This window comes from Marinicrinis lubricantis (assembly GCF_042658665.1).
GTDB classification, from domain to species: domain Bacteria; phylum Bacillota; class Bacilli; order Paenibacillales; family KCTC-33676; genus Marinicrinis; species Marinicrinis lubricantis.
Genome location: NZ_JBHSQV010000183.1, coordinates 40106 through 54255 on the forward strand (window position 1 = coordinate 40106; position 14150 = coordinate 54255).

A 14150-nucleotide genomic window follows, 5' to 3' on the forward strand; every position below is an offset into this window, starting at 1 on the left:
TCCCCTCAGAAAAACTAATTAAACACAACTGCTTCTACAAGTCGTGTCCTTGAGCCGTCAAATATGTCCACATAACTAATCGAGAGCAAAGAAGTATCCGATAGGTACATCGTTCATCGTGCCTTGCCCCGCTTTTTGGGGTACAGAAAAGCCCTGCCTTTCTTTAACTCTGTAGCACCATTCTTTTTCATATAGGCGTCTAAATCGCCTTCATAAACCCTACTGGTTACCCCGTTCGAATTTCGGATGTAATAATACGTGTCGCCAAATACGTTCTTCTCTTTGGATATTAACTCCAATGTTGCCACGGTCTCTCCCTCCTCGGCCAAGCTGGTTCCGTAACAAAAAAGTTGTGGAATCGGGCAAAAGCATCCGCCGCTCGGGATGGCATACAACATGTGCATTCCTCCAAAAATGCGAAAAGGACCCCATACTGGAGTCCATTCGCAGTGTAATTTATAACTTTCATAGACGGCCTGTCTTTGGCCTATGAAATTATGCACGTCGAAGACATCATTTTCTAAACGAAAAAAAAGCCTGCCGCGCGATGAAGCGCAAACAAGCTTCTACTGTAAATGCGAAGATTTACCTTTCTTTGTCTGGTTCTCTTTTTTCCGGTTCTACGAACTCGATTCCGCTTATGGCATGCTCGTAAAGGAAAGTCTTGATAGCATGCATATCATTCGTGTTGTCGTAATCGGTCAGCAGTTCATTAAACTGCGCTATGTTTTTCTCTGTAATGGTCAGCATGCTGTTTCCCTATCTGTCTGCTATAATGCACCAATCTTACGCAAATACGCGTAACAATCGGCATGTCCTTGCAAATAAAGCGCCATTCGCTCCATCTGGTCGGATTCGTCCGATGCGCGCTTGTAATCCAGCCATGCCTGATGATCTTCGGCACTTGGAAAGACCGAAGCGTCTCCTTCCAATACCGATTTGACGAACGGATATCGCTCTTTAAGATCGTTTCTTTGCCGGAACAATCGTGCGTACGCCTCCTCGTTTGCGCGCAGGCGGCTGACCGTCCTATTTTCAATCTCATCAAATACGGCTTCCATTTGTAGCACATTCATCGATTCCATCCGCATCCCCTCCTTGCTTCCACTATAACAAGAAGGAAGGGGAGGAACGATGGTGCGAAAACCGTTATCGTTCACGGCCCACAGCCCGTCGTTCCGGTGCTTCCGGTTCTTCGTCCGGCACGTTGTCCACGGTTTCATTTTCCCGTTTGTCCATGTTGAGCAGCGCATTCAGTTCTGCAAGCCGCGCCGATTTCGTTTGCAACTCCTGTTCTTTCTCGAATGGAGCCGCGATTTGTTCCTTCGCCGTTTCCATTTGCTGACGTAAGGTGGCAAGCTGCTCGCGGGCACGCTCCAGCTTTGCAGGCAAGTCGGATAAGGCATTGTTGATCCGGGTTATGTTACCGCCCGCATCCGCGCCTAACGCGACCGTATGACCCAGCGCACCGCGTAACGTTGCCTTGTATTCCTTGTGGAAGCTGTCAAAGGACAACCACAAGGAAAATCCCCGATAGTTGCCGACTTCCTGCGGATCGGGCGATGTCATTCCTTTGCAAGCGTCAAGCAAAGCTGCACCTGCTGCCGTTCGCTCCGTATAAGTGAAATCCTTGATGACCATGCTGGGGAATTTCGATTCCTCCGATTCCTCTTGCTCAGTCGCTTTGGAACGTAAGAACAATGCTGCATCCTGTTCATAGCCGGCAATTCGTTCTTCGGTGGACTTGATTTGCTGCGGCAACATTTTAAGCAACCGGTCCTCCAGCGCGTAACGCTGGCTTAAATGGTTGGCTTTGAGCAGTTTTAATTTGGATACCTGGATATCCAAGTCCATTTTTTCTTTAATGTACGGGTTTCCGGTCGCCAGCGCCTTAACCTCGGCATAAGAGAGCGCCGTTTCGTCAATATCTTCGGCAGAACGAACCGGCGACTTGCTGGTCATGATCTGCGAGATAAAACGCTGCTTATTCTCAAGTGTTTGGTATAAATACGCATCGAACGTGTTCTCCGTCACATAGCGAAAAATATGCACTTCGCTGTTCTGGTTGCCTTGCCGGATAATGCGCCCGCTGCGCTGCTCCAAGTCCCGCGGACGCCAAGGGCAATCAAGGTCGTGGAGGGCAATCAGTTTCGTTTGCACGTTCGTACCCGCCCCCATTTTGAACGTCGATCCGAGCAGTATCCGAACTTGGCCGCTGCGTACTTTGGCAAACAGTTCCTTTTTCTTGACCTCGGTATTGGCGTCGTGAATATAGGCGATTTCCTCGGCAGGAACACCTTTTTCCATCAATTTGCGCTTTAGCTCGTCGTACACATTGAAGGTGCCGTCCTGTTTCGGAATGGACAAATCGCAAAACACCAACTGCGTAAGCCGCTGCTCCTGATGTTCCTCCCAACACCGGTAGACGTTGTCCGCGCAGGCGCTTACTTTGCTGCCTTCGTCGTCGGGGAGCATTGGGTTAGCCAGCCGCTGATCGAGCGCCAGTTTGCGGCCGTCATTGGTGATCGTCAGCATATTGTCTTCGTGAGGCTCCACTTCCTTCGCCCGCACCCGTTCGGCGCGGCGGGCGAGATCCGCTACCATGTCGCGTTGAAAGTCGCTTGGCGGCACGGCAACATTATGGAAGTGAGCTTTCGGCACGGGAAGCTGGAGCATGTCCGCCGTCTGAATGTCAGCCACTTCTTTGAACACGTTCATTAACTCGGGCAAATTATAAAAACGGGCAAACCGAGTTTTCGCCCGATAGCCCGTTCCTTCCGGCGCAAGCTCTATCGCCGTAACCGTTTCGCCAAATGTCGAAGCCCAGGCGTCAAAATGTTGCAAGCCCTGCCGCTTGAGCCGCTCGTATTGTAAGTAGCGCTGCATCGTGTACATCTCGGTGATGGAATTGGAGATCGGCGTGCCTGTCGCAAAGATAATGCCCCGGCCTCCGGTTAGTTCATCCAAATAGCGGCACTTGGCAAACATGTCCGATGACTTTTGCGCTTCGGTTTGCGACAGCCCGGCTACATTGCGCATTTTCGTGTAAAGAAACAGGTTTTTGTACGAATCGGCTTCGTCCACGAATAATCGGTCTACGCCCAGTTCCTCGAAGGTGACGACATCATCCTTCCGGCTCGTATCGTTCAGCTTTTCCAGCTTGATTTGCAGCGTTTTTTTCGTTTTTTCAAGCTGCTTGATTGCATATCGTTCGCCTCTGGCTTCTTTTAGTTCCCGGATGCCGTTTGTAATTTCCGAAATTTGCTCATACAGTTGCTGGCGCTGCCGTTCCATAGAAATCGGTATTTTTTCAAACTGCGAATGGCCGATGATGATCGCGTCATAATCGCCGGTGGCAATCCGCGCGCAAAACGTTTTGCGGTTTTTCGTTTCAAAGTCCTTTTTGGTCGTCACCAAAATATTCGCCGACGGATAAAGCTGTAAAAACTCCGCCGCCCACTGCTCGGTCAGATGGTTCGGCACGACCAGCATGCTCTTGTTGGACAGTCCTAAATGCTTACTTTCCATCGCTGCGGCGGTCATGGCGAACGTTTTGCCTGCGCCGACACAATGCGCAAATAGGGAGTTGCCACCATACAGCACACGGGCAACCGCATTGACTTGATGCTGGCGCAGCCGGATTTCCGGGTTCATCCCGGTGAACCGAATATGACTGCCGTCGTATTCGCGGGGACGGATGGCATTGAACCGATCATTATACAGTCTTGTTAGCCGTTCGCGCCGCTGCGGATCTCGCCATATCCATTCCCGAAAAGCTTCTTTCATCATCTCCTGCTTTTGTTGGGCGATAGCCGTTTCTTGCTTGTTCAGCACGCGTTTCTCCACGCCATCTTCATACACGGTGTCAAATACACGCACGTCCCGCAAATTCAACGTATCTTCGAGAATTTTGTACGCATTGACGCGATTTGTACCATAGGTGACGTTCGCCTTAATATTACTGCTGCGGTCATCGCTTTTGCCTTTGACGTTCCAGGCCGCCGTATATTCGGAATACATGACGTTGATGTAGGTCTGGTACATCGGCGGCGTGTCCACCAGTTCAAACAGAAACTGCCGAATATCTTCCGGCGGCAGCCAAGTTGCGCCCAAGCGGACGTCGATTTCGGAGGCGTCCAGGTCTTTCGGCTGCACCGCTTCAAGCGCTTTGACGTTTTCGCCGTAACGTTCGGCATCGTATGCGGCAAACTGTCTAGCCACACGCAGCTTCTCCCGCACATTGCCGGACAGGTACGCATCCGCGGTTTCATAGATCGGCTTTCCTTCCTCGTCCAGATGTTCAGGATTAGGAAAGATGACGCCGCGCAGCTCCTTAATCAGCTGATCTTCCGTCTTGCCCGTCAGCTCCGCCATATACGGCAAATCGACACGAGCTTTTGCGCCGATGGAAACGGCAAGCGCCTCAGAAGCGGTATCCACCTGGTCTACTTGAATGCGCTGCCGGATGGTTCGTTTGGTGAACATATCTGCCTTGCGCAGTAACCGTCCTTCTTCGTCCACAATTTCAAGTGAGCAGAGAAGAAAGTAAGAACTGTCATCCGAAAAGGCAAGGCTGTTGGCTCGGCTGTTGATCAAGCCGTATTGTGCCGTAAACCGATCGTACAGCGCATTCAGCTTGCGCTGCTGCTGCCCAATCATCTCATCGCTGTAGTCTTCGGTTTGGTACTCGATCAGCTCGCGCACGGTGTCTCGCAGCTGAATCATTCCTTTGATGCGACCTGCTGCCGTAGCCGACGTGTCCACACGGCGCATCCGACTGTTTTCCCGATAGTAGATGTGACCGTCCACCAGCGCAAAGCTGAAATTGCGGACAGACGGATCGGCTGGGAGAGAAGGTTCTTCCTCCTCCGGCTGGTCTTCCCGTTCCAGTTCCACCCATTCGGCATGGATGTTAGACAACGCTTCGCGCAGCAGTTCATCTAGGCTCGCGTCCGGGTACGGCTTGCAGGACGTTTCCTGACGGTTGCCGTACATCCGGTCGTCAAAAACCATCGTGCCCAGCACCATCTCCGGGTGGGCGGCGAAATAGCTATTGATCGGCACCCCGTCCGCTGTCTCGGCTAGTGATAGCCATGGCTCGGTTTGCTCGCTGACGGCGACCATGCGATCCCGTTTTTGTAAAAAGATAATATCGGCGGTTACTTCCGTACCCGCGTTGGCGAAAAACGCATTATTCGGCAGGCGCACCGCTCCGAGCAGTTCGGCGCGCTCCGCAATATATTAGCGCACCGCAGGGTTTTGCTTGTCCATCGTTCCTTTGGACGTAATAAAGGCGATGATGCCGCCCGGACGCACTTTATCCAGCGTCTTGGCGAAAAAGTAATCGTGGATGAGAAACTTGTGCTTATCGTAACGTTTATCCGCCACGCCATACCCGCCGAACGGCACGTTCCCAATGGCGAGATCAAAGAAGCTGTCAGGCAAATTCGTCTGTTCATAGCCGCTGACGGCAATCGACGCCTGCGGATAAAGCTGTTTGGCAATACGGCCGGTAATGCCGTCCAGTTCCACGCCAAACAGCCGCGAGCCTTGGAACGACTCCGGCACCAGACCGAAAAAATGGCCGATGCCGCAAGACGGTTCCAAAATATTGCCGCTGCGAAAGCCCATCGATTCCAGACAGTCGTACATCGCCTTGATGACGGTCACAGACGTATAGTGGGCGTTTAGCGTCGATGCACGAGCGGACGCATATTCCTCCGGCTCCAACAAATTTTTCAGTTCGCCATATTCGGCTGCCCATTGCGTGTTCGCTTCATCAAATGCCTGCGGAATGCCGCCCCATCCGACATAGCGAGCCAGCACCGCCTGCTCGTCCGCTGTCGCTTGCCGCTGCTCCTGCTCCAACTCGTACAGCAGTTGAATCGCTTCTGTGTTCCATTTGAACTTCGTTTTTGCGCCGCCATGTCCCAGTTCATCATCCGTAATCCGGTAGTTGACAGCCGGAGCAGCCGGACGATCCGATGCTGGAGCAGGTGAAGGGACATTCGCTTGTTGTGGCTGTTGCTCCTGCTCATCGTTTAATCCGTTCGATGAAACATCTTCTTCTGCTACCGGCTCCCAGCCTTCGTTTGTTAATCCCGGTTCTAACTCTCCGGTAATCAGATGATCATTCAGCGGATTTTCGCGCAGCATCCGTTCCAATTCATGACGGCTTAATTCTTTGATGAAGAGCGGAAACTGACGGTCTTGCAGCACCACCGTTCGCTGCGCCAGTTGCACAATTTCATATTCATCCGCACCAATCCAGACGGTGCTACCCACATCATAACCGTAGCGCGCCCGTTCCCGATTCACCGGTAGGCGCTCCGATTCCGCTTGTGCGTCCGATTGGGGAAGCCCCTCCGATGACGATGCATCCAGCTGCGGCACATCGAGCCTGACCATTTCCGCCGCTTGCTGCCGCCGCTTTTCCTCCTGTTCCTCCGCGAAGGCGGGCAACCGCTCGGCTTCCTGCCGGTTCAAATAACGCCCCGCTGCCAGCAGCTCGCCGATCCGTTTCTGTACTTTCAACCACGGCAGCACCACCTGCGTATCCGGGTTCATAATGGAACCGCGGGTCAGCGTAATGCCTTTGCTGTCATAATTCATATGAATATCCGTGCCGACCAGCGCGGGGAGACGCCCGCCAATCCCGTACTCTCGTTTCAGGAAATCGGCGTTCTCCTGTGCGGACAGCGACTGCTGGAAATGCAGCGCAATGCGATACTTGCCGTTCTCAAAACCGCTGCCGTTTTGCAAAACGGCGTCAATGACCGCTTGCGGCATAAAAAAAGCAGAGGCTTTTTCGTCCTCCGCTTGTTCCATCCACAATGTCTGTTGCTGGATGGAGGGTTCTGTCTTTCGCGATAAATCAAATTCGTTTAACAGCATCATGCTGGCGATATGCCCGGCGATGACACCCCAATCGTAAAAGCTTTGTGCTGTGCGTTCATCCGCCGTACCCGTCCACAAATGCAAAACGTTGCGATACGGTTCAAATCCAGCTCGTAAGCCGTCTTCAAGCGTTAGCTCGGTGATGCCAGCCGGAAACAAGCTGCGCACATACAACACGCGCTCGTGTTCATCTTCATGGGCTTGAAAAAACGCTGCAATGTCCGTCTTATTTTCCCGCAGTGGCGCGGCGCGGAGCATATCATTGATGATCGCCTGGTCATGAAAAAACGGAAGACTTCGGTCCTCCGTTTCCCGATCAAACCATGTTAATGATAAATCAATTCCGTGAGAATCAGTTCCTCCGCCTGTTGCTTCAAGTTGTTCATGTGCCCTGTCCAAGTCAGCGGATCGCTCGTCTTGTCCGGTGCCGGGTGAGTCGTGAGCAACTGCTGGATCGTCCGGTCGATCTGCTCCCGCGCTGTCTGGTCGATGTCCGCCAGATGGCGGTTCAACTGCTCCGTCAACATCAGATGGGCGTACATGCCCTTCCGCTCGGTTTTCAGAAACGTCTTGCGCATCATTCCGTACTTCCCGATCGTCATCTCCGCTTCGCTCAGCGTCAGGTTGGGCAGCAGATAATCCCCTTGCGGCGTGTAGGTCAGTTCCATATTCATCCTTCCTTTCTTGTCGAGTAGCTTCATTGTGCGGCAAGGAATCGGGTCGTGCAAGGGTGTGAACCGATTGTCTCTCATTCGTTCGCTGCACATCCCGGCGCAGCGCCCGGACGGTCGATTCCACTTCCCGCAGCATCATCTCGGACACATCACTGATTGCTGCTCCCAAATGGGACAATGCAGGAAGCGTGTTGAAATAACCGATGCCGGACAAGTCCTCGATACTGATGTAATGTGCGGGATTCAGTCCGCAACGGGTCATTGCCATGTAGGCGATGGCCGATTCGGCTGTTTGCTTGAATAGCAATTCCACATGCGGGATGTCCAGGTCCTCCAGCAAACTATGCTCCCGCTCTTTGATCAACTCGGCCACATAATCGGCGCTGTTGTCATCCACCGCATTTCGTGCAGCAGCGAGGAACGCAGCAGGCAGATCCGCATGCGGTTCCATCTCATTCGACGCGCCGAACGCATTTTCCAGCGTCTCGATGACATGAGCCGTATCGCTATCCTGCAATCGCCATAGCGATAACTCCGGCTGGCGTCTGCTCTGGGTATCCGATACGTCAAACACATGGCGCAGACCCAAGTGGTTGCCCCGATCTTCGATCAGAGCGATCCCTTTTGCGCCGCGTTTCACCCAGCGATCGAGCCGTTTGTTCCAAACATCAATCGGCGCGCAAGCTGTCGCATCAGGACGTTGGGCGTAGATCAACAGTTGATCCTGAAACGGATATTTATAGTTCCAAGCCGCCGTCCGCAAAAAATCCGCCCAGCGCTCAGGCTGATTCGTCACCGTGCGAGCCGTGTCGGCAGCCAGTTCGACGATGCGCTGCAACTTGGCTGTCATGAGAGCACCTCCCTTACAGAAGCGTAATTTGATTGGTCAGGCGAATGCCTTCTTCGGAATAACGGGCCGTAATCCGAAGGAGTCCGATACGTTGCAAGCGATAAAGATTGCGGCGGACAGTGGAAGGGGAAACGCCCATCTCCAAAGCCAGCTTTTTACCGGACAACAAGACGCAGCTATGCCGTCCGCCCGCGCGGTCCATCAGGTAGTTGTACAGCAGTTTTGCGGCAGGCGGAACTTTCGCTTTCGCCAGCAGTTTATACCTCGCGAGATCGTTCATGGGCTTCCTCCTCAGCGAGCGCTAACGCTCCGACAAACGATCCTGCCGGACGTAGCAGTACAAATAGAAATTGTAGTCTCCCGTATGCGGAAAACAGCGCAGATAGTATTGATGGCGCTCCGTTTGAAAACAAAAGCCGTAAACGCCGGAATGCCACGCACCGGATAAACGGGCCTCTGGATGCGACAGGCAATAGCGGTTCATCCGGCTGCGGCTTTGAAGCAGTCCTTGCTCGGTCAACGCCTTCACCACCGCATCCAGTTCCGCTCGAAAGGACGGCGTTTTGAGCGCAGGTGCATGATCAAACCAGGTTGCCCAGTATGTCTCGCCGCTGCTGCCAAAATAACCGCGCAAATGCCCAATGCATCCGCGTGCGGAATCCTTATCCGTTGAAGCGGAATAAAAATAGGCCGCATCCTCCGACACGGCCGCTTGCAATTTTTCCAGCATGTTTTTTTCCTCCCAGCTGGTATAAAAATCAGTTTTCTTTAATGGGTTCCCCCTGTGCCATAGTCGTCATAGGAGGATAGATTCGCATGGTAAAACACAATATCGCCGTCCTTCAACTGGAACGTCACGCTATACGGATCGGTGAAGCTTCGCTGAAACCCTTCCATCTGCCATTGGTTGTTCAGTGGTCCGTACATATACTGCAAATGAGGATGGTTCAAGTCTTTGTTGCGGATCGTTTCGAGATTGAAATTAACAACGATGTACCCGTCCTTCAAGAAAATAGGCGACTTGTCATCCAGCCGGTTTTTCCGTCCATATTCAGCCAAGTTGAAACCTTTGGGCACCACATACGGCGCGGCAGGCAAACTGTATTCGCCATACCACTTCTGCACCGAAGCGTTGGCGCGGGCTACATGGACGCCGGAAGGCACGTTCATACTGCCGACAAACGTCCGAAGCTGCGGCGGCAGCAGCATGATATCGTAGCCGCCGACATACGTTGGCTTCTGCGCATCCTTCAAATATTGATCGATAAACGTCTGCTTGGTACCGGGCGAACCGCTTAACGACCAAAGGGTGGCGGCGGTGTCGGTCAACTCCTGCTTCGGCACATTGCGCAGACGAGCGTCGAGCGTCACATATCGCTTTTCCACATCATCGCTAGAGCCAATGCGAATAAATCGCTGATTGCCCGAATGGTAGTAAAGATCGACTTCTTGCCGGTTTTTTCCCTTGCTGTCCACAAAATAAAAGGTCGGTGTAATGCGGATGCCGTCTCCTGCGCCGAACATGTTGCCTTTCGTCATGACTTCAAATTTGAAATGATAGCCCGTTTTAACCGCAACGTTTTTCTTGCCGCTTTCCGGGTGACTGCCCTGCCGTACCGGCAGCACGTAAGGAGGGGTATTGCCGCGCGGTGCGCCGTCAATGCCTTTCGTTCCGACCCAATAAGCGTTTCCTGTCGGCGCTGCGCTGCCCTTTTGGGTACGGAACACCGACTCCCAAGCAAAGTCGGCGATGTCGGTGATCCGGAAATCATAGAGACGGCCAATGACTTCCACCGGAACCACCTGCGTAGCCACATGATGTGTCAAGTCCAGATTGGCATTCATTTGAGATGTAAAGGAAGCCGGGCTGTTCTCGGCAAACGTTCGGAATAACACATCGTAATTGCCCTCATCCACCCAAACGGGCAAGTAGAAGGTCGTCTGCATTTGTCCGACCGGGATGGACACCCACGTTTCTTTCGGAACGAACGTTGTGCGATCCGCTTTGTACACGTCAAACGGAAAACGAACTTGTTTATCTCTCACATACTTGGCATAATCCCGATTGCCGTAGCCCTTGATGTCCTTGTGCGGGCCGCTTGTCGGAATCGTCACGGTAAAAGGCCGATCCAAAATGAGCGCCGAACGTCCGGCGGTCGGCTGCGTCTTCTGGTTGTAGGCCTGATCGTCCGACACCGAAGCGTAGTTCACCACCGGAGTATGCACGGTCACTGGGTTGATGCCGTTTATCGGAAAAGTTTTGTCTCCGCCGCCACCGATGCCTTTAATCAAGGAATACGATATTGTGCCGGTGCTTGGCTGACTTGCTTTGTTTATTTTGGACGCGTTGATGAGATAGCCTTTGCCGTACAACACATCTTGCCCGATCATCGTCGGAGCCGGAATCGCACCCGGCGTCGGCGCTTTTTCCTCAACGATTCGGTTGTCCATGATTGTTGTTCCGTTAAAAACGAGCGAATCGTTTTTTACTTTGATTTTGCCAATCGCTCTCTCCGCCTCGTTTTTCCAATCCTCGTTCGGAACGGATGGGCGGCTGGAACCGCCGGAAATCGTTTGTCCGGGAAGCGTCACATTCGAATAGACCGGATCGATGATATGCGCGCTAAGCGACGCATCATGCGATGCGGAAACGGTTGGCGGCGTGTAGCCACTCGGCACAAGCGTAACTGTTCCCGAAGGAAGCGCATAATTCGAGACCGTCGCCTTTTGAATGCCGTACACTTCAAGATTTTGAATCGTCCAGAAGCTGTACTTGCGTTCAATCGAATAGTTTTGGGTCACCGTCTGTGTGTCTGAACGCGGAACCGTCATGGTCGTCGGATTCCCGTTCGCATCAGGCGGGCCGGGAACGTATTCGGTCCATCGCAACGTATATGTCCGGCTCACGGAAATCGGGTATTGTTTCGTTCCGGTCGTTTCCTTGAACGTGTTGCGGTACAAGTACGATTTGGCCAAAGCGTTGACATACAGGCTCTCCGAAGTCGGAATACCTTGCAGCACATCAAACTTTTCTGCGCCGCGCGCATCCGCTTGAATGACAGCGGAAACGGTTGGCTCCATTACTTCGGCCTGCTGGGAATCGCCGGGCCGCGGTTCTTCGCCGCCATCACCTTTGCGAACCATATGGTCGGATGTCGAATCCCCGGTATTGCCGTCCACATCCTTCACGACGACGGTGATTTGCACACTCACTTTGTCGCCGGAGGTAAACGGGATTTTGATCGGAATCGTTTTATTAGCCGTTGTACCGGTGAGCGTTCCGGTTTTGTCGCCTGTTTGAACGAGTCTGGCATTTCGAATATCCGTGATTTCGTATGTTTTCAGGTTTTTTAATGACTTCACTTCAAAAACAAAATTCCCGTTCACTTCGGTCACGTTTTTGTCAACGGTTTCCGGCGCTTCAATCCGGGACGTGACCGTAACCGAGGAGGGAATTTTGTAAATGCCGATAAAGTTGGAGCCGCCCGATCCAACGAGAATGGATCGCTCCTTGAGCTTGGGATCGCCTTTCTCCTGAATGAACAGCTTTTCATCGGGCTTGTTATTGTTCGTAATGTAGGAGCGGATGATTTCATAGGTTTGGCCGCCAGAAGTGATTTGTCCCTCAAACGTATGATTCGCTTCCTCTCCTGTTGCGAAAACGCCTTTGTCCATTTCCTTGAGCTTCGTACCGTCTTCTTTCTGGTAAATAGCCATCACCGGATTGTTCTCCGCATATTCGGCTATGGCATCTGTTCCACCCAGCGCAACTGTAAAACTTCGCGTTCGCACCTTCGGATTCGTTTCGGGATCTTCCTGCAGCCAGTTTTTCTTCGTCGGGTCCTGCTTCGGCGACAAATAGGAACGAACAATCGTATATGTTTTTCCATTATCCTCAATCGTTTCGGGAAATTCATGGTCGATCGTTTCCCCGATTTTGTACTTGCCCTTTAGAAACGTCACTTCCGGTTTTTGAATAACTTTGCCGCCTACAGTTTTCGCAATGACATCGACCGGAAAATCTGCGCTGCGGTACGGTACATGAATGCCGAAATAATCGTCCAAGTCATCCTCGTGCGCCCAAGGTTCGGCCCGTTTGATCTCTTCCAATGTATAAAATGGACCTTTGCGCACATTGCCATTCCCATCGATGGACACCATGATCGCATACAAATATAAATCGTCGTTGTCCTTGATGTCGCCCATGCCCGCCTTCCACATGCCTTCCGTGACAAGCGCCTCGCTGACTTCGTAAAAGGTCGTGAGAGGCTGGCCGGGAATCGGCGGATTCGGGTATTGGCCTACCTGCTGCACTTGTTGGTTCAAAAACGAAGCATGCTGGCCGTTTTTCGGATTGCCGCACTGCTTGGGCGTTGTATTTGTGCATAATTGATCTCTGCGTATCGTCCAACCTACCGTTCTGTAGCGGATGGAAGAGGTTGCGGCCGTACTGGTTATTTCAAAGCTGATTTTTCCTGCCTCGGTTCTTACTTTGGGGGGCGCAGCATTCGCTACGAAAGGAAATAAAGAGAATAAAAAAGAGCATGCCAGAAGCACGCTCAACGCCGTTTTTATGATTTTGCTTTTCCTCATCTATTTCGAGTCCGCCTTTCCGATGAGATAATTGCGGAATAAACTTGCTCCTGGATCGACTTTCAATGTGCTGCCCCAATCTCCACCAACATTAGTGGATAGGGAAATATCCGCATATCCTTCGTACCAAACCTGCGTTTCGAATTTGCGGTCGTTGGGGAAATGCTCATCGTACAGCAAATTCTTACTCTCCGTGAATGAATTGAATTTGATTCTAAACTTGGAACGCACGTAATTGTTCCCAAACCCATCCTTATAAATCATGGACGGCTCGGGATCAAGAAAGCCTTCGATTTGAATCTTGTTTTCCTTAACCCAATCCACATACCGCCGTATATATTTCAATTCCGCATTGGAGCTTTGCACTTTCGTAGCAAATACCGCCTGCGCCCACGTATCATCGATCGTGTTGTAATCCACGTTCAACCACAGCGCGCCAAACGTTTTCAGTCGGTTCATCCATATATCCACGTTTTTCTTATTAAACTCCGGTATGGTTGAATACAGAACCGAAGAAACCTTGCTGTCCGTAGGATGCGAGTAGGGATAGGCCAGTTCATACGCTTCATTCGGCACATCGGCCAGAATGTACGGGTAATCTTTCGCATTCTTCGGTAAGTTGGTCGTGCGAATGAGTCGGCCCCATTCATCGTAGTTTTCATGGTCATCTTCTTTTGTAGAAATAAAGACGGTCGATGTCGGGCTATCCCAATCGACTTGCGCTCCCAACGCTTCGCTGACAAAACGCAGCGGGACAAACGTTCGTCCGCCGCTGGTGATCGCCTTCGTATCGAAAACCATTTCCTGACCATTAACGAGCGCCTTGCTTTCGCCGATTGTAAGCACAATATGCAAATCGTCCCGCTCAATTGGTACGGTCATGGTTTTGGGTTCCCAGCCCACGTTCGCACCCATCTTTTTCGCAATGAATCGAACCGGCACGAGCGTCCGGCCATTTTCATCCACAAAAGCCTGTGCATCAGGGAACCAGATTTTTTGTCCGTCCATTACGACGCTGACAAAGGACGGAGGTTTGTTTGCCGCGCTTGCCGTCGCACTGAACAAGCTGAAAATCAATGCGGCGACAAGACTTGCCAATATGCCTTTTCTCACGCGATTCGCTCCTCTCTCAATAT

At 52.0% G+C, this 14150-nt stretch carries 10 protein-coding genes; all 10 read right to left on the reverse strand.

Annotated features, from left to right (window positions below; genetic code table 11):
- Nucleotides 1–113: 113 nt before the first annotated feature.
- Nucleotides 114–398 carry a hypothetical protein gene (locus ACFPXP_RS19730; RefSeq protein WP_379896110.1) on the reverse strand — a complete coding sequence of 95 codons (285 nt, stop codon included), beginning with the start codon at nt 396–398 and terminating at the stop codon, nt 114–116.
- Nucleotides 399–585: 187 nt separating this feature from the next.
- Nucleotides 586–750, reverse strand: a complete 165-nt coding sequence (locus tag ACFPXP_RS19735; protein ID WP_379896111.1) for a hypothetical protein — start codon at nt 748–750, stop codon at nt 586–588.
- Between the two features lie 20 nt (nt 751–770).
- Complete coding sequence (locus ACFPXP_RS19740; protein ID WP_379896113.1) at nt 771–1085, reverse strand: DUF6664 family protein; 315 nt, start codon at nt 1083–1085, stop codon at nt 771–773.
- Nucleotides 1086–1149: 64 nt separating this feature from the next.
- On the reverse strand, nt 1150–5064 hold the full coding sequence (locus ACFPXP_RS19745) for a DEAD/DEAH box helicase family protein (protein ID WP_449288669.1): 3915 nt from the start codon (nt 5062–5064) through the stop codon (nt 1150–1152).
- Between the two features lie 177 nt (nt 5065–5241).
- Nucleotides 5242–7296 (reverse strand): hypothetical protein, encoded by a 2055-nt coding sequence (locus ACFPXP_RS22755; protein ID WP_449288670.1) that lies wholly within the window; start codon nt 7294–7296, stop codon nt 5242–5244.
- Nucleotides 7224–7664, reverse strand: coding sequence for a TnpV protein (locus tag ACFPXP_RS19750; protein WP_379896115.1), 441 nt, complete (start codon nt 7662–7664; stop codon nt 7224–7226). The genes ACFPXP_RS22755 and ACFPXP_RS19750 overlap by 73 nt, the downstream gene beginning before the upstream one ends.
- Before the next feature lie 770 nt (nt 7665–8434).
- Nucleotides 8435–8701, reverse strand: coding sequence for a helix-turn-helix domain-containing protein (locus ACFPXP_RS19755; RefSeq protein WP_379896117.1), 267 nt, complete (start codon nt 8699–8701; stop codon nt 8435–8437).
- 21 nt (nt 8702–8722) lie between these two features.
- Nucleotides 8723–9151, reverse strand: a complete 429-nt coding sequence (locus ACFPXP_RS19760) for a hypothetical protein (RefSeq protein ID WP_379896118.1) — start codon at nt 9149–9151, stop codon at nt 8723–8725.
- Between the two features lie 38 nt (nt 9152–9189).
- Nucleotides 9190–13014: a DUF5704 domain-containing protein gene (locus ACFPXP_RS19765; RefSeq protein WP_379896120.1), complete on the reverse strand. Its 3825-nt coding sequence runs from the start codon at nt 13012–13014 to the stop codon at nt 9190–9192.
- A complete protein-coding gene (locus ACFPXP_RS19770) occupies nt 13015–14127 on the reverse strand; it encodes a copper amine oxidase N-terminal domain-containing protein (RefSeq protein WP_379896121.1) in 1113 nt (370 codons plus the stop codon). It lies immediately after the preceding gene.
- Nucleotides 14128–14150 lie beyond the last annotated feature (23 nt).

Coding starts and splice junctions, on each gene's coding strand:
- ACFPXP_RS19760 (WP_379896118.1), bottom strand. CDS start 9,151: ATGCTGGAAAAATTGCAAGCGGCCGTGTCGGAGGATGCGGCCTATTTT.
- ACFPXP_RS19730 (WP_379896110.1), bottom strand. CDS start 398: ATGTTGTATGCCATCCCGAGCGGCGGATGCTTTTGCCCGATTCCACAA.
- ACFPXP_RS19755 (WP_379896117.1), bottom strand. CDS start 8,701: ATGAACGATCTCGCGAGGTATAAACTGCTGGCGAAAGCGAAAGTTCCG.
- ACFPXP_RS19740 (WP_379896113.1), bottom strand. CDS start 1,085: ATGGAATCGATGAATGTGCTACAAATGGAAGCCGTATTTGATGAGATT.
- ACFPXP_RS19750 (WP_379896115.1), bottom strand. CDS start 7,664: ATGTGCAGCGAACGAATGAGAGACAATCGGTTCACACCCTTGCACGAC.
- ACFPXP_RS19735 (WP_379896111.1), bottom strand. CDS start 750: ATGCTGACCATTACAGAGAAAAACATAGCGCAGTTTAATGAACTGCTG.
- ACFPXP_RS19765 (WP_379896120.1), bottom strand. CDS start 13,014: ATGAGGAAAAGCAAAATCATAAAAACGGCGTTGAGCGTGCTTCTGGCA.